Annotated in this window: 15 protein-coding genes and 2 pseudogenes; 4 read left to right on the forward strand and 13 right to left on the reverse strand. The window is 41.3% G+C overall.

The genetic code is table 11. The annotated features are described in order from the left end of the window. Position 1: 1 nt before the first annotated feature. The 5 genes from tlp to acnA all read right to left on the reverse strand — a co-directional run bounded on the left by tlp (position 2) and on the right by acnA (position 4,494). Positions 2-235 carry a small acid-soluble spore protein Tlp gene (gene tlp / locus ACXAFV_RS15945; RefSeq protein ID WP_475127944.1) on the reverse strand — a complete coding sequence of 78 codons (234 nt, stop codon included), beginning with the start codon at positions 233-235 and terminating at the stop codon, positions 2-4. Positions 236-317: 82 nt separating this feature from the next. Then, entirely contained in the window at positions 318-461 is a 144-nt protein-coding gene (locus tag ACXAFV_RS15950; protein WP_175989349.1) for an acid-soluble spore protein N, read from the reverse strand. Positions 462-742: 281 nt separating this feature from the next. Beyond that, positions 743-889, reverse strand: coding sequence for an FbpB family small basic protein (locus tag ACXAFV_RS15955; protein ID WP_175989348.1), 147 nt, complete (start codon positions 887-889; stop codon positions 743-745). A 93-nt stretch (positions 890-982) separates the two neighbouring features. Continuing rightward, a complete protein-coding gene (locus ACXAFV_RS15960; RefSeq protein ID WP_475127945.1) occupies positions 983-1,582 on the reverse strand; it encodes a peroxiredoxin family protein in 600 nt (199 codons plus the stop codon). A 203-nt stretch (positions 1,583-1,785) separates the two neighbouring features. Continuing rightward, positions 1,786-4,494 (reverse strand): aconitate hydratase AcnA, encoded by a 2,709-nt coding sequence (gene acnA / locus ACXAFV_RS15965; protein ID WP_475127946.1) that lies wholly within the window; start codon positions 4,492-4,494, stop codon positions 1,786-1,788. Positions 4,495-4,822: 328 nt separating this feature from the next. Between acnA and sspO the strand changes: the two genes are divergently transcribed. Then, positions 4,823-4,972: a small acid-soluble spore protein O gene (gene sspO / locus ACXAFV_RS15970; RefSeq protein ID WP_341982247.1), complete on the forward strand. Its 150-nt coding sequence runs from the start codon at positions 4,823-4,825 to the stop codon at positions 4,970-4,972. A 136-nt stretch (positions 4,973-5,108) separates the two neighbouring features. On the opposite strand, the gene ACXAFV_RS15975 is transcribed toward sspO, so the two are convergent. After that, entirely contained in the window at positions 5,109-5,249 is a 141-nt protein-coding gene (locus ACXAFV_RS15975; protein ID WP_446246812.1) for a small acid-soluble spore protein P, read from the reverse strand. Between the two features lie 116 nt (positions 5,250-5,365). On the opposite strand from ACXAFV_RS15975, the gene ACXAFV_RS15980 reads away from it, so the two are divergent. Beyond that, complete coding sequence (locus ACXAFV_RS15980) at positions 5,366-5,626, forward strand: hypothetical protein (RefSeq protein WP_475127947.1); 261 nt, start codon at positions 5,366-5,368, stop codon at positions 5,624-5,626. Between the two features lie 53 nt (positions 5,627-5,679). Here the strand turns inward: ACXAFV_RS15980 and selA are convergent, their stop codons facing one another. Next, positions 5,680-7,113, reverse strand: coding sequence for an L-seryl-tRNA(Sec) selenium transferase (gene selA, locus ACXAFV_RS15985; protein WP_475127948.1), 1,434 nt, complete (start codon positions 7,111-7,113; stop codon positions 5,680-5,682). A 99-nt stretch (positions 7,114-7,212) separates the two neighbouring features. On the opposite strand from selA, the gene ACXAFV_RS15990 reads away from it, so the two are divergent. Next, positions 7,213-7,620 carry an Hsp20/alpha crystallin family protein gene (locus tag ACXAFV_RS15990; protein WP_475127949.1) on the forward strand — a complete coding sequence of 136 codons (408 nt, stop codon included), beginning with the start codon at positions 7,213-7,215 and terminating at the stop codon, positions 7,618-7,620. 39 nt (positions 7,621-7,659) lie between these two features. On the opposite strand, the pseudogene ACXAFV_RS15995 reads toward ACXAFV_RS15990, so the two are convergent. After that, positions 7,660-7,845 (reverse strand): annotated as a pseudogene (locus tag ACXAFV_RS15995) (Rdx family protein); the annotation flags it as partial. Positions 7,846-8,050: 205 nt separating this feature from the next. On the opposite strand from ACXAFV_RS15995, the gene selD reads away from it, so the two are divergent. Continuing rightward, complete coding sequence (gene selD / locus ACXAFV_RS16000; protein WP_475127951.1) at positions 8,051-9,103, forward strand: selenide, water dikinase SelD; 1,053 nt, start codon at positions 8,051-8,053, stop codon at positions 9,101-9,103. Positions 9,104-9,150: 47 nt separating this feature from the next. Here the strand turns inward: selD and ACXAFV_RS16005 are convergent, their stop codons facing one another. The 5 genes and pseudogenes from ACXAFV_RS16005 to ACXAFV_RS16025 all read right to left on the reverse strand — a co-directional run bounded on the left by ACXAFV_RS16005 (position 9,151) and on the right by ACXAFV_RS16025 (position 15,208). Continuing rightward, on the reverse strand, positions 9,151-11,400 hold the full coding sequence (locus tag ACXAFV_RS16005; protein ID WP_475127952.1) for a DEAD/DEAH box helicase: 2,250 nt from the start codon (positions 11,398-11,400) through the stop codon (positions 9,151-9,153). 204 nt (positions 11,401-11,604) lie between these two features. Then, the gene (locus ACXAFV_RS16010) at positions 11,605-12,237 is read right to left on the reverse strand and encodes a lytic transglycosylase domain-containing protein (RefSeq protein WP_475127954.1); all 633 of its coding nucleotides are present in this window, start codon (positions 12,235-12,237) and stop codon (positions 11,605-11,607) included. A 184-nt stretch (positions 12,238-12,421) separates the two neighbouring features. After that, positions 12,422-12,502: pseudogene (locus ACXAFV_RS16015) on the reverse strand (YjcZ family sporulation protein); the annotation flags it as partial. Between the two features lie 279 nt (positions 12,503-12,781). Continuing rightward, a complete protein-coding gene (locus ACXAFV_RS16020) occupies positions 12,782-14,311 on the reverse strand; it encodes a glycine betaine uptake BCCT transporter (protein ID WP_475127956.1) in 1,530 nt (509 codons plus the stop codon). A gap of 303 nt (positions 14,312-14,614) precedes the next feature. After that, complete coding sequence (locus ACXAFV_RS16025; RefSeq protein ID WP_475127957.1) at positions 14,615-15,208, reverse strand: 3D domain-containing protein; 594 nt, start codon at positions 15,206-15,208, stop codon at positions 14,615-14,617. Between the last annotated feature and the right edge of the window lie 214 nt (positions 15,209-15,422).

The raw sequence follows: 15,422 nt of genomic DNA on the forward strand, positions 1-15,422 counted from the left end.
ATTAGCGGTTATTATTTTGACCGGCTTCATCTTTGATTTCACTTCGGAATGCATCGAGACTCTCGCGGCGGCGTTCATTTTTAGCCTTTATAGACTGAAGCTGTTCTTCACTATCTGTGAAAGCCATAGACTCTTCTGCTTTCTCCATGTTTTCAATCGTATGCTGTACCATACCTTGAAGCTTTTCGACGTTATCACTGCGATCATCCGGATTCGGTTTACTGTTCCATGCCATCCTGCATTCCTCCTAAAGATGTGTTGAAGACCAACGTTCAGATGGTCGGTCCCTCAATTATTTTTCATCAAACGAAAAGATGTTATTCACCTTTTGTCTGGATTACCTGTGCATGTTTCCCTGATGTATCCTGCATTTGCTTCCCTTTATTCCCGCCAGCTTCTCTGGACTGTGTACCAATATGATTTGGATTGAAATGTTTATTGTTTCTTTTCGGATTGCTCATTGTACTTCCCCCCTTAGTACTATCATTTCCATTTTGATGAGGAAGTTTAGGCGTAATAATTGGTATGTATTATAAAAAGACTAATAATCACCGCTGTTGATTTCCATGCAAGACTTCGCTTTCCGCGGGCGGTTGGTGAGCCTCCTCGGTCGTACCTCCCTGCGGGGTCTCCCCTAACACGCTTCTCCCGCAGGAGTCTTCATCTTGCACTCCAATCAACAGCTGAAACCACTTTGAAATTAACACCGTTTTCCAAATAAAAAATAAAGCCTCGTAAGTGATTACTCGGCTTTATTCAGGGGACGCTTGACTTCAAATCGTGCGTCGATTCTCTCTTCTATTGCATTCATTGCATCCTCATCGAGAAGTAACTGTTTTTTGTTCTCTTTCACCAAATCAGCGAATGATTTCTTTCTTGGTCTGCGCATGTAAAGGAAACCTCACTCTCTTTATTGTCTTGTATAAATAGTATATCCAAATTTCAGATATTTTAAACAAAGGTAATAAAGAGAGTCCGCTCCTCACTTCACTATAGCATTGAAGGCTTCTAGGCTCGTGATGGCACCGATTTGTTTGTGAGTGATGATGCCTTGTTCATTGATGACGTAGGTTGTCGGGACGGTAAGGATGTCATAAGCTTTGTTGATTTTGTCATCTTTGTCGAGAAGGATCGGAAAGGTCAGCCCCATTGATTCCTGATATTCTCTTACGTTATATTGAGGGTCAATATTGATCGCAAGGACTTCGATATTATCCCTATTCTTTTTGTAGAATTCCTCCATAACAGGCATTTCTTCCTTACATGGCGGACACCACGTCGCCCAGAAATTAATGATTACTTTTTTCCCTTTAAATTGGGACAGGGTCACGTCGTCACCTGACAGGTCAGATAGTTTGAAATCTATAGCTTTATCCCCCACATTTGGTCCGGGAAAATGTTCAGCAGGTTCCGAACTGCCTGCCACTTCCCCTTCTTCGATATCAATCAACTGGTCGTATGATTGATTAGCAGCAGCTTGTTCAAACTGATCCCTTGTAAAAGCATTCGGGCTGGACTTATTTTCCACGTAAAATGTATATACCAACAAAGCGACAAGCAATACTCCAAAAAAAGATTTCAACAGTCCGTCTCTCCTCTTCTGATTATTCGATAATAACATCTTATGTAAGCTTGTCTCAGATTAGTCTTTTAAAGTGCCTTTTATGGTTAACTGCATAAAATAATAATTTAACCAAACCGTTGACCTTTACTCCGAAGTCACATTCTTCTCATCAGACACAAAAAAGCCCTGAGAATAAATTCTCAGGGCTTTTCCATTATTCCTTATGCTTGGAACTTGCCGCGAAGTACCATTTGCAGGATACCGCCATGACGGTAGTAGTCTACTTCAACTTCTGAATCAAAGCGTGCAAGTACATCAAATTCTGTCTTTGTTCCATCTTCAGCCACTGCTGTGACAGTCAGGATATCACGAGGTTTAACATCATTTGTGATGTTAACAGAAATGGTTTCCCTTCCAGTTAAGCCAAGAGTCTCAGCGCTTTCGCCTTGCTTGAATTGAAGTGGAAGAACACCCATCATCACAAGATTTGAGCGGTGAATACGCTCGTAGCTTTCAGCGATAACTGTTTTGATGCCAAGAAGGTTTGTACCTTTAGCTGCCCAGTCACGGGAAGATCCCATACCGTAATCTTTTCCTGCAAGGACAACCAAGCCAGTGCCGTCTTCTTGATACTTCATGCATGCATCATAGATAGGCATAACTTCATCTTCAGGCCAGTACGTCGTGAATCCGCCTTCTGTACCTGGGGCGATCTGATTACGGATACGGATGTTCGCAAACGTTCCGCGCATCATGACCTCGTGATTACCACGGCGGGAACCATAAGAGTTGAAGTCACGTGGTTCTACACCATTCGCGCGCAAGTATTTACCAGCTGGTGTATCTTTACCGATCGCACCTGCAGGGGAAATGTGGTCAGTTGTCACTGAGTCACCGAATTTACCTACAACACGAAGTCCATTTAATCCTTGGATATCTTCCGGAGTTGGAGCAAGTCCCGTGAAGAATGAAGGATTTTGGATGTATGTTGATTTATCATCAAAGCTGTACAATGGTTCGTTGCTTGTTTTGATTTCATTCCAGCGTTCGTTTTCTGTGAACACATGCTCATATTCTCTGCGGAATAGTTCAGGGGTCACTGTTGCTTTCACAACATCCTTCACTTCATCCTGTGAAGGCCAGATATCCTGGAAGAACACATCTTTGCCGTCTTTGTCTTTACCGATCGGATCATTTTGAAGGTCGATATCGACTGTGCCTGCGAGTGCATATGCAACGACAAGCGGCGGTGAAGCAAGGTAGTTTGCTTTCACTAATGGGTGGATACGTCCCTCGAAGTTACGGTTACCTGAAAGTACAGATGTTAAAAGAAGATCTGCTTCAGATACAGCTTTTTCGATTTCAGGGCGTAAAGGACCTGAGTTACCGATACATGTTGTACAACCGTATCCAACAAGGTTAAATCCGATTTGTTCCATATAAGATAATAATCCTGAATCTCTCAGGTAGCCTGTAACAACTTTTGAACCAGGAGCCAATGATGTTTTTACAAAGTCAGGAACGTTCATTCCAAGTTCCACAGCTTTTTTAGCTACAAGTCCTGCTCCAAGCATTACATATGGGTTGGATGTATTCGTACAAGATGTGATCGCAGCGATTCCGATCGCACCGGTAGGCATCGTTACATCTTTACCCTCTTCAGTCGTATATCTAGCTGTCTTATTGATTTCAGATGCATCCAGACCAAAGCCCTGAACGCCTTCTTTTGCAGTGATCGACTTGTGGAAGGTTTCTTTCATGTCTGAAAGTGGAATTAAATCCTGTGGACGTTTTGGTCCGGACAGGTTTGCTTCCACAGCAGAAAGGTCGATTTCCACTACGTCAGTGTAAGTTGGTTCTTCTTTTTCAGGTGTGAAGAACATTTCGTTTTGCTTCAGATATTCTTCTACCATTTTGATATGAGTGTCATCACGGCCAGTTAGACGCAAGTAGTCAAGTGATTCTGCGTCAACCGGGAAGAATCCGCATGTTGCACCATACTCAGGAGCCATGTTGGCGATTGTCGCACGGTCTGCTAATGGCAGAGTGGCAACACCTGGACCGAAGTATTCAACGAATTTACCTACAACACCTTTTTGGCGAAGTACTTGAGTTACTTTTAGTGCCAAGTCAGTGGCTGTTGCTCCGTTTGGTAGCTCGCCAGTGAATTTAACACCGATCACTTCAGGGATCGGGAAGTATGAAGGCTGGCCAAGCATACCTGCTTCAGCTTCGATTCCGCCAACACCCCAGCCAAGAACACCGATACCATTGATCATCGTTGTATGAGAGTCAGTACCAACAAGTGTGTCCGGGAACGCTTCAAAGTCGCCCTCAGTTGTTTCAACAGCGTGGACAACGTTTGCCAGGTATTCTAGGTTAACCTGGTGAACAATACCGGTAGCCGGTGGTACGGCACGGTAGTTTTCAAATGCTTTTTGAGCCCAGCTTAAGAATTGGTAACGCTCGGCATTACGTTCAAATTCAAGGTCCATGTTTGCTTTTAATGCATCTGCTGTACCGTATTTATCAACTTGTACAGAGTGGTCGATTACAAGGTCAACCGGAATTTCAGGGTTGATTTTTTGAGGATCTCCGCCGATGTCAGCCATTGCTTTACGCAATGAAGCCAAGTCAACGACAGCAGGTACTCCGGTGAAGTCTTGAAGGATGACACGTGAAGGCTTGAATGGAACCTCCGCATCCTTGCTTGCTGCTCCCCAGTTTGCTAAATTTTCAACATGTTCTTTATTGATTACACGTCCGTCAAATTGGCGCAGTACGGATTCAAGTAATACCTTTACACTGTAAGGTAAACGGTTGATGTTTGAAACGCCTGCTTCTTCAAGTGCTTTTAAACGATAGTAATGATAACGTTTTCCTTCCAGTTCGAAAGAAGATCGTGCATTAAATACATCGTTCTTTGCCATTTCGATTCCCCCTCTAACTACATATACACATTAAGTCGAAAAGTCTTCGTTCTAACTAACGAACTTTTCTCACATTAACAATCTTAATACAAGCGATTACATAAGTAAATAACAATAAAGTTATTGTTTTTGATAAGTTTTACTTATCTGAATAACTAAACACCTTTCATTTTCTAGCAAAATATTGGCATAACGGCATTTTTGTCCATGTCAAATGATGTCGGGTCCAATTAAATATTATTTCGCAAAAATAATTACTTCTTGCTAGGCTTTTCCTCTAATAGCTCTGCATGCATGGTGGCAATCTAATCATATGGAGGTGTTTCTATTGGCTAAACGCAAAGCAAATCATGTCATAAACGGTATGAACGCAGCAAAAGCACAGGGCAAGGGTGCAGGTTATAATGAAGAGTACTCCAATGAGCCGCTGACGGAAGCTCAGAGGCAGAATAATAAAAAGCGAAAAACCAATCAATAATTGTTTTGTCAGAAGAAATGCCTATAGATCTTTGAGAATGTACCAGTCGTCTATGTCCGGACTCCCTTCTCACTTACCCTTTCTTGATAAAACTAAACAAAAAACTCTGCAAATTCACTTGCAGAGTTTTTTTCATTTACATATCGTGGCTGCCGTTATGCTTTTGACGCGTATGGTTTTGGTTTTTCACTTTGTGGGAGCCGCTTAACGGTTCAGGCTGGCCCGATTGTTTAGGTGCGTTTTTTCTCATGTCTTTGCTGTCATTTTTGTTCATCATCCATCCCTCCTCTTGTTTAGAATGGATACGATGGAGAGAGTTTATGCATACGTATAGAATTGTGGTGAAATGCCTATAATAGAAAGGCTATTTTACTTTTGAAGGAGAGAATTAAAATGCCATATCATAAAAATAAACAACAAGCATTTCAAGCTGCACAGCAAGGGTACACGGACGTGCAAAATAGTGTAAATGAATTGGTTCTCGATGGCGGCAGCTACGGTTCACAACTTTCACACCTTAGAAATGAAGTGAACGAAGCGTATCAGCAAATAGAGAATGCACTTGAAGTGGCTTCAGACACACAAAAAGAACAACTGCAGAAATTCAAGACAGACCTTGAGTCGATTGTAAATGACGTCAACGGGCAGCAATAAAGCAGAAGAGGCACATCTCAATCATCTGGATGTGCCTCTTTTATGGGCAATGATTACGATCGTTTAAGCACTTCGGCCTCTATTTCCTTCCTGATTTTATCGAGTGCTTCTAGTATTTCCCCCTGTTCCTCGATTGAAACGGTTCTCAAATCAATCAAAAGGCGATCCTGTTGAATCCTTGTAATAATGGCAGGTTCATGGAACCGTAATCGTTCGTGCAATACATTTGAGGAAATAGTTTTGTGCTTTATAGAAATAAGATACGTTTCAAGTTCGACTTCCGGCATGGTCCCGCCGCCCACTCTGCTCGTACCTTCCATCAACTCAAGAATAAATGAAACATTTCGCTGCTCCAGATGTTCTATCAGCTCCATTGATTGGTGCATGATGTCTTCTTTACGCTGCGTTATCCCGTAAATGGCAGGAATCTTGTGTTCCTCGTTTTTCAAATAATGAAGCAAGGTCATTTCAAGTGCAGCAAGTGTCATTTTATCCACCCGCAGCACACGGGCGAGCTGATGTTTTTTTAGTAAGTCCACAACCTCTTTCCTGCCTGCGATGATTCCGGCTTGAGGTCCTCCCAATAACTTGTCCCCACTGAACGATACAATGTCTGAGCCTCGCTCGATCACTTGTCTTACTAACGGCTCTTTCCCTATTCCATGTGTTGAAAAGTCAAAAAGAGCCCCGCTTCCCAAATCTTCATAATAAATGACATGGTCATACTTTCCGGACAAATTGACAAGGTCTTCAGTTCCAATTGAAGAAGTGAATCCTTTCATGACAAAATTGCTTTGGTGCACTTTCATGATCATCGCTGTTTCTTCTCTGATATGTCCTTCGTAATCGTGTAAATGGGTTTTATTTGTTGTGCCGACTTCCACTAGCTTTGCCCCGCTCTCTTCCATGATGGAAGAGACCCTGAAGGAACCTCCTATTTCCACAAGCTCCCCTCTCGATACAATAACTTCCTTGTTTTTAGCAAGTGCAGAAAGAATGAGAAATACAGCGGCAGCATTGTTATTGACGACCATCGCAGCCTCAGCGCCAGTCAATTCACATATGAATTTCTCTGCATGGATGTGTCGGGAACCTCTCTTTCCTTTTTCTACATCATATTCAAGATTGGTGTAAGAGCCTGCCACCTTGTTCATATGTTCAATTGTTTCAGCTCCCAGTCGTGCTCTCCCTAAATTTGTATGTAAAACCGTTCCGCTGGCATTGATGACTTTATGTAAAGATAGCGAGAATTTCTCACTTTTAATGAGTTCGGCCTGTATGTAGATTGCCTCAATGAAAAGGTCGGTATCAGGATGAGGACCATCCCACCTGTTTTCCTGGATGCACTTTCTTATGAACGCTACACTTTCTTTCACAAGCTCCGTCCCTTTATCGAATGAAAGGTTTTGATCGGCTATGAAGCGCTCGAAACCGACTGTATGTTGAAGTTCATGTATAGGGGGTATTTGTCTCAGCAATTCTTTCATGATTACCTCCTTTATTACTTTTATCCCATTATAACACCCTCACCATTTAAAGGAGAAAGAATAGAATGTGTAAAAGAGAAAGTTAGGGGTCAGATGTAAATGGGTAAGGACAAGGAGGATTTCTATTTAGAGAACTGGGAAGAGAGAATGAAGGATTGGTTATTGGATCCTGATACAGTTCGGCTAGATGAAAAAGAATTCCGAATCGACTTCCTTGATACAACAGAGGCATTTATCGTGGAAGTCGAAACTGAAAATATTTGTCCGGATGAATTGATTCTGACGAAGAATGATCACCGGCTGGTTATAACAATCAGATTAAAAAATGAATTGAAGACAAGGAGCAGGAATATTGACTTTCCTTTTTGCCTGCGTCAACGGAAATTATCCTACTCTTTAGAACACCATACAATTGAAATCAAGGTACCTAAACACGAATGCACGGAGAAAACTTCGTTAATCATTCGTGTTCAAGGAATTTGCGACGATGATCTCCATTCTCTCTGATAAGGTAAAAAGCCTGGGATCCCAGGCTTTTTCTTGTGTTTACATGCCTTCAATCTTGGTGATGATATCATTTGGATCTGGAAATACACCTGTTTCCAGTTTGGAATAGATCTTTGTATCCCCTACCGTGATTTCAAAGGCTCCTCCAGATGATGGAATGAGCAATACTTCTTCAATATCGTAGCGGAAGTGGGTAAATAACTGTTCCGCGAAACTCGCGGCTTTTGGTGAGTAGTTTCACCTTAAGCAGAATTCAATTTTAATGTTACGATTGGTCATCCGATAACCCCCTTTTTTTCAAAGTGCTTTATTTCATTGTAGAGGAGACCTATTTCAGTTGCAAATAAGTTGGAAATCCCTTCTCCTATTTTGCCCGTTCTCTTATCTTTCCTGTACAATATAAGTATCTATACATAAAGGGGTGAAAGCTATGAGTAAAGAAGAGATCATCCGTTTGACGGCTCTTTCTTCTAAAGCCGGCTGAGGATGTAAATTAAGTCCAAGTGACTTGGCGCAAGTTTTGCGTCAGCTGCCTCCTCAACCAGAGAATAAAGAATTGTTAGTTGGAAATGAATCCTCCGACGATGCAGGGATTTATCAGTTAACCGATGAGATCGCTCTTGTTCAAACAGTCGATTATTTTACTCCTGTCGTCGATGATCCCTATCTGTTCGGTCAAATTGCAGCAGCCAATGCTTTGAGTGATGTGTACGCCATGGGCGGAACTCCAAAGACAGTATTGAATATTGTCGGATTCCCAATTAAGAAACTCGGCAGTGAGATGCTGACTCAGATACTCGCAGGTGCCCAGGAGAAAGTATTGGAAGCTGGTGCAATCACTGTGGGAGGCCATTCGATTGATGATGCAGAGCCAAAGTTTGGATTGAGTGTAACGGGAGTGGTTCATCCAGAGAAATATTGGACCAATAAAGGCGCCAAAACAGGAGATGTTCTGGTGTTGACGAAACCGATCGGTACAGGAATCGTAACGACCGGCATCAAACGTCAGGCTGTGACGAAAGATCAAGAAGCTGAAGTGGTGGCATCGATGAGTATGTTGAATAAGATAGCGGCTGAAGTTTTACATCATTATCAAGTAAATGCTGTCACTGATATTACGGGTTTTGGACTTTTAGGCCATGCCTTTGAAATGGCGAAAGGAAGTCATGTAACAGTCACACTAAGCTACTCATCAATCCCGCAGTTACCCGGTACAAAAGAACTTGCGGAATCAGGCGTGATCCCGGGAGGATCGAAAGCGAATCACCTTTGGCTTGAAAATGAGGTCTTCTATGACTCAGCACTTACAACAGAAGATCAGCTGATCCTTTGTGATGCGATTACATCCGGCGGATTATTGGTGAGTCTCCCAAGAGATCAGGCCATTAAATATATCGATGAATTACATGGACATTCTGTTGGAGCGTGGCTGATCGGAGAAGTAACTGAAAGAACCGACAAACCGCTTTATGTTTCAAAATAGGTTTAAATTCAAAACGGCTCAAATAACAAAACGCCAGAAATGTGTGATTACATTTTTCTGGCGTTTTGTTGAATCAGCTTAAAGAATTGCTGATTCACCTTTTTTGAAAAAATTCTTACTTGATAAGGAAACCTTTTGTTCCCTTCACTTGAGAAACAATTAAACCATAGCACTTTTTTGTCCAAGCTGATAAAGGGGATGTTTGTTGTCGAGTCAGCTGTTTCAACAGGAAAGGTTTTGTGTTTTTTCTGTTTACATAATATTTTTACGGTTATATTATGTTCGACTTCCTTCAATACTTTTAAAAATCCAGGAGGTATAACGCTCATTGAGTTAACATTCACGATAATCTCCTCTTTGCATGCAAGAAGGTCTTTCATTATCCTTTTATTGTCCAGAATCGAATACCATTTCAATCTTTTGGTAGAGCTTATTTCTGATTCTGTAAAATCCGAACCAGTTTTAACATACCCATCTGTATATAGAAAATCGATCAATTGATGAATTGGCTGTAATGGACGAGTCTTACTTCTTATGAAGTGATCATCGGCTACCAGTATGAATTTCCCTCTTGCCCGTGTAACCGCCACATTGATCAGCCTCTCGCTTCCTTTACGCGTAAGTAAGGCACCTGCTTTTTCATGAGCGGTCCCATCGACGACATCGAAAATAATCATATCATTTTCGGATCCTTGAAAACCATGGACAGTAGCCGCGTATAGGCTCGGTTTCTCTCCCTGGTAGAGGGGCTCGATAAGTTCTTTAAGAAGCAGGTTGTACCATCTTGCCTGTGCCCGGTATGGTGTCACGATTCCGATGGAACGAGTTCCATCATCCAGTGCTTTAATAGCCATCATAACTGTGAGGAAGCTTGAAAGGATATTCCATCTTGAGCCGCGGTCGATTCCCCCCCATTCTGACCCTTCCTGCAGGGATAATAGAATGCTTCCTTGTTCGGGAAAGGGTTCCCTGAACAGAATTTCTTCCCTCATCTTTGTCGCATCGGGATGGTCACCCACTTTCGAATGATAGATAAAATGGTTTGTGAAAGCAGAAATGCTCGGATGCATACGCCTTTGTTCGGGGAGAAGCAGCAATTGCGGATGCTCCTTCCCTTTTTCTACGGAACCAGCCACGTTAGATAAATGGAAGATATCTTCCTTTAACCACTTCGAGACCGATGGATGAAAGCTTCCTGCGATAGGAGGGAGCTGCTTGAAATCTCCGCATATGATGATTTTTTTCCCTATCGATGCAGCAAAAGCGACTTGCGGCACATACGCCATACTCGCTTCATCTACAATGACAAGGTCAAATTCCTCATCATAAATAAGAGGGTCGATTGCAGCTTTACTTAATGTGGTCCCGATTACCTTAGCATCATTTACGAGTCCGCCTTCCCGTCTTTTAAGCTGTTCCTTCAGTTTTTGATAATGTACCTCTAACTGAGAAAGGCGTTCGGAATCGTAGTTGGAGAATGACTTTGAAAGTTTATTCTTCAGTTTCCTTCGGTATGTCTCCACTGTATTCTTTTCCTGAGCAAGCTTCGGATCCTGATGCTCCAATAGCTGTATCACGCTCAAATCAGTGATCCCCTCCCCATACGATTTTCGATTGATTCCATATCGGATGACCTCTCCAGATTTCCAACGGTCATGCTTGGAAAGAAAATGGTGCATTTCTTCTATTAATACATCAACCGCTGCGTTGCTATGAGAAAGGAGGAGTACTCGCTTTCCTTCTGAATAATGATAGGCTGCCACACGGGCTAATGTGTAGGTTTTACCAGTCCCCGGCGGTCCCCAGAGATAGGTGACTGGATTGTGTTTACTTCTTAGATATGCTTCGTGCAGTGTATCTTTTACAACGGCTGCGTTATGGGATATTTTTTGTGGAGGAACCATCAGATCTTTGATCCTGCTTGCTTTTCCATGTCTTTCTTTAGCTTCTTCCAGCCTTTCAATCAGTTTCTCCAGCAACTCCCATGCTTCGTAAAAAAGTTGTCCGACTGTAACTGGGTCTCCAATGTACCGATCGAACTCTATGATGCATTCCCGGTCTTCTGAGCTGATCACGACCCCGGACAGCAATTTTCCCCCTGTTTTAAATATTACAGTGCTTCCTTCGGGAAAGGAGGCGGAATATGCAAGAGTAAACCAGTATATGTAAGCAGTATCATCCTTCCTCAAGCATCTCCCCTCTTCTATATAAATTCCAGTAGTTTCTCGTTTTCTTAAATGTGCAATTTCAATCTCCAGAGCAGTCTGCCACTCTTCTATTAAACTAGTAACTTTCATTCTTCAACCACCTGTATACTCTAAAAATTAAACAAAGAATAATCATAACAATTTTTGATAGTGAAGGGAAATACTATGAATGTCACAAACATCGTAAGGTTCATAGATAAAAAAAGAGAACCTTATCATACCACGGTTCTCTTGTGAATCTTGAATACAGGTTTTTTTGAAAATTTTTATGAATGATGAGGAGCCTTTGAATTACTATTGTTTTTCTTCCTTTGGTTTCTCAATATATCTCTCAGCGAAATACAGAACATCCTCTACATACTCCGTACTATGATTATAAGCAAATACAGCTTGTTCGATCTCCCCGTTTGCTGCTCCATTACTTGCTAGATAATTTGCTGCACTGAATACGGCGTCTTCAATTTGAAACGGATCGGCAACCCCATCTCCGTTCCCATCCACTCCGTATCCCCCATATTTTTCAATGATGTCGGGATCGGTTTTCTGATCATCGGGAATATCCCCTTTGCCCAAATTACCGCATGTCGGATGAGACCAGCCAACAAACGTGCAGGGCATAAACTGCATATGTCCCTCAGCACCAACAGGGGAGATGAGTGATTTCATGGTGGAAAACTTTGTTTCCACGCGATGGTGAGCCGCCAATAGATTCCACGGGACACCATATTTTTTTTCGGCCGCTTTATATATCGGAATATATTGAGGCGGTACCTCTTCTTTACCAAACAAAGAGAGCTTATTGGTGGTGTGTATATCGTTAACTGCAAAATAAATCATCAGAATGAAAAAAGGGATCAATAGTATTTTAAATGGAGAGGCGTGTTTCTTTTTAAAGCTTGTCTTTTTCTTTTTCGATTTTTTTTGCATACAGTCACGCCTCCTTCCTCTGTGATGATTCCTTTTAGTATTTTAATATGAGAACTGGATTAATACAATCGGAGAATGGTATGTAAAGTAAATACTTTCAACTCCAATGTGTTTTGTTAACATAAAAAAATGACCCGATTGAGTCATATCTGGACTCTTCGGATCATTGGCATTTATTTTTTTATTAGTGAACAAACGCTGCTCCAACGATAATTAACAAAATGAATAGAACTACGATTAATGCGAAGCCTCCCGCGTATCCTCCTCCGCAGTATCCGTATCCAGGGTATCCGTATCCATACATAATCAGTCACCTCCAGTTATCTAACTACGATATTAATGTATGTATGGGACAAATTGTAGGTTAATCAAATCAGTAAAAGTCTTTTGTATAGTTTATAAAAAGTGCATAATAGAAGGGTTTATAATAGCCTTCAGAACTGATAAATGATGAAAATGTCTAGTTATTAATAAAGAGCGAGATGAACGCAGGCATTTTCCCCAAAAAAATACGCCCAGACATTGTCTGGGCGCAGAAACTCATTTAAATTTTTTCATGTGACTCAGTGGTTTTTCTTGGTTTGGGTTTAATGTAAAGACCAAGTTCTTTCTTCTCATGATTAAGTGCTTTGTATAATGAGACCATCATGAGTGCCATGATGACTGAGAATGGCAGTGCTGCGACAATAAGCGCATTTTGAAGGGCTTGTAATCCTCCGCTGTATAATAGGATCAATGCCACGGTGGATTGTGCGATCCCCCATGTTAATTTTACATAGTTTGGAGGAGTTAATGAACCGTATGTCGTTTGCATCCCAAGAACGAATGTTGCTGAATCGGCTGAAGTGATAAAGAATGTGCTAATCAGTGTAATGGCTACAACGGACAATATAGTGGACCATTCAAAGCTGTTGAATACAGCAAAGAGAACTTCTTCTGTAGCAAATTTAGTTAAATCTGTTCCAGCTTGTTGTACCTCGATTGCAGAAGTACCGAACGCAGCAAACCAAAGGAAGCTGACAAGTGCAGGAAGCAGCAATACTCCGATCAGGAATTCGCGAATCGTTCTGCCTCGCGAAACTCGGGCGATAAAGATACCGACGAATGGAGACCAGGAAATCCACCATGCCCAGTAGAAGATGGTCCATCCATTAATCCATGAACGATGCTCTTCGTTCAGTGGTGCGATTCTGAAGCTCATAGCTGCGATATTCTGGATATATGCACCGATTGTATCTGTGAACATATTCAGGATTAATAGCGTCGGTCCGATAAAGAAGACTAAAACGAATAATCCAATAGCCAATACCATATTTGTATTAGATAGATATTTAATCCCTTTACTCAAACCTGACCAAGCAGAAATCATGAACAGCACTGTAACGACAGCGATAATGATGAACTGTACAGTGAAGTTGTTAGGAATGCCAAATAGATAAGATAGCCCTCCGTTGATTTGAGCAGCCCCGAATCCAAGTGTCGTCGCGACTCCGACTACCGTTGCGAAGACAGCAAGTACATCGATGACAGTTCCTAAAGGACCGTTTACTTTGTCTCCGAAAATGGGTCTGAGCGTTGAAGAAATTAACCCTGGTTCATCTTTACGGAACTTAAAGTACGCAAGAGCTAAAGCAACGATTGCATAAATTCCCCAAGCATGTACTCCCCAATGGAAGAATGTATAGCGCATCGCTTCTTTATTTGCTTGATTGGTGCCTCCTTCTGCAAGTGGGGGTGTGATAAAGTGGGAAAGCGGCTCTGCAGCTCCCCAGAATACAAGTCCAATACCCATACCTGCGCTGAATAACATAGCGAACCAAGTCCCTTTTGTGTATTCAGGCTTTTCATCCGGTTTTCCTAATCTGATCGTTCCCATAGGGCTAAAGATAAGGAAGACACAAAAAATCACGATTACGGTTACTAATATTAGATAATACCAGCCGAATGTAGATGTAATGAACGTCTGCATATTCGAAGTTACTGTTTCAAAAGATTTTGGAGCAATCACTCCATATGCTACAGCTGCTGCTACGAGTGCAACAGTAATCCAGAAAACATTTGAAATGCGTTTCATAATGATCTCCTTTCATTTTTTTCTTTTTTTTCTAATTTGTAAAATAGAAAGAAAGCATGGAAATAGGCCTATTTCCATATTCCCTCTTTTACGCCCTTGAAACCAACATTCATAACCCTAGCAAAAGTAGTGATGTAAATGCAAGTGAAAACCATTAATTTTGACTAGTGTTTGCCAATAGAGCGTTTTCATTCCAATTAATTTCAATAAAAATGAAAGTAGTTTTTTATTACCTACATAGCCTTAGGGCAAGGCCGAGATACAAAAAAGACGTTCTCCAACTTGAGAGAACGTCTTTTATATCTATTCTTCAATAATTTTCACTTTTACATCTCGAACTCCGTATTGAAGGGCATCTTCTTCATGCTCCATGTAAATATCAATACGATTTCCTTTAATAGCTCCGCCTGTGTCTTCTGCACGAGCGTATCCGTAACCTTCAATATATACTTTTGATCCCAACGGAATAACATCCGGGTCAACAGCAATGACTCTTGCATCAGGATTGGCAATTAAGTCAACACCGGTTTTGGTGATACCAATGCACCCTTCACAGTAGGCTGTATAAGCTGTAGCAGTCATATCTATTTCTTGAACAACATTATCATTGTTTTTGTCAGCATCATTTTGTTCTGTAGCTGCAGTCTTCACAGCTGCATCTTGCGGTTCTTTCCCATTCACAGTTATACCTTTTTCGAGCAGTTCCTGACGGGTAACTGCCTCTTCAATGGAAATATGATAACGATTGGCAATCTCCCAGAGGATGTCGCCTTTTTCTATATTATGATAATCCTTAAGTGCTTTTTCTGTGTTATCGTCCGATTCTGCCGCTGCAGAGGATAGTCCGATTGAAAGAATGACTGCGAAGGAAAAAATGGAAAATAAAACTTTTTTCATATTGTCAAATTCCTCCTTTTGTGGTTTATAGTAAAAACCAACAAAAGAAATAGTAACATAGACATGCATCAACCATATATCAAACTGTTTATAAACAATTAACAATTAGATGACATCACTGTAACAGTAATGAATATTGAAACTCTTTAATAATCTTGAATTCCAGCAATTCCAACATTTGTATTCATATAGAGAATATGACAGTTTTAAAGGA

This window comes from Rossellomorea sp. ABR4_012 (assembly GCF_056159545.1).

Coding starts and splice junctions, on each gene's coding strand:
- selA (WP_475127948.1), bottom strand. CDS start 7,113: ATGAAAGAATTGCTGAGACAAATACCCCCTATACATGAACTTCAACAT.
- ACXAFV_RS15990 (WP_475127949.1), top strand. CDS start 7,213: ATGGGTAAGGACAAGGAGGATTTCTATTTAGAGAACTGGGAAGAGAGA.
- acnA (WP_475127946.1), bottom strand. CDS start 4,494: ATGGCAAAGAACGATGTATTTAATGCACGATCTTCTTTCGAACTGGAA.
- ACXAFV_RS16020 (WP_475127956.1), bottom strand. CDS start 14,311: ATGAAACGCATTTCAAATGTTTTCTGGATTACTGTTGCACTCGTAGCA.
- ACXAFV_RS15980 (WP_475127947.1), top strand. CDS start 5,366: ATGCCATATCATAAAAATAAACAACAAGCATTTCAAGCTGCACAGCAA.
- ACXAFV_RS16005 (WP_475127952.1), bottom strand. CDS start 11,400: ATGAAAGTTACTAGTTTAATAGAAGAGTGGCAGACTGCTCTGGAGATT.
- ACXAFV_RS15955 (WP_175989348.1), bottom strand. CDS start 889: ATGCGCAGACCAAGAAAGAAATCATTCGCTGATTTGGTGAAAGAGAAC.
- ACXAFV_RS16025 (WP_475127957.1), bottom strand. CDS start 15,208: ATGAAAAAAGTTTTATTTTCCATTTTTTCCTTCGCAGTCATTCTTTCA.
- tlp (WP_475127944.1), bottom strand. CDS start 235: ATGGCATGGAACAGTAAACCGAATCCGGATGATCGCAGTGATAACGTC.
- ACXAFV_RS15950 (WP_175989349.1), bottom strand. CDS start 461: ATGAGCAATCCGAAAAGAAACAATAAACATTTCAATCCAAATCATATT.
- ACXAFV_RS16010 (WP_475127954.1), bottom strand. CDS start 12,237: ATGCAAAAAAAATCGAAAAAGAAAAAGACAAGCTTTAAAAAGAAACAC.
- ACXAFV_RS15975 (WP_446246812.1), bottom strand. CDS start 5,249: ATGATGAACAAAAATGACAGCAAAGACATGAGAAAAAACGCACCTAAA.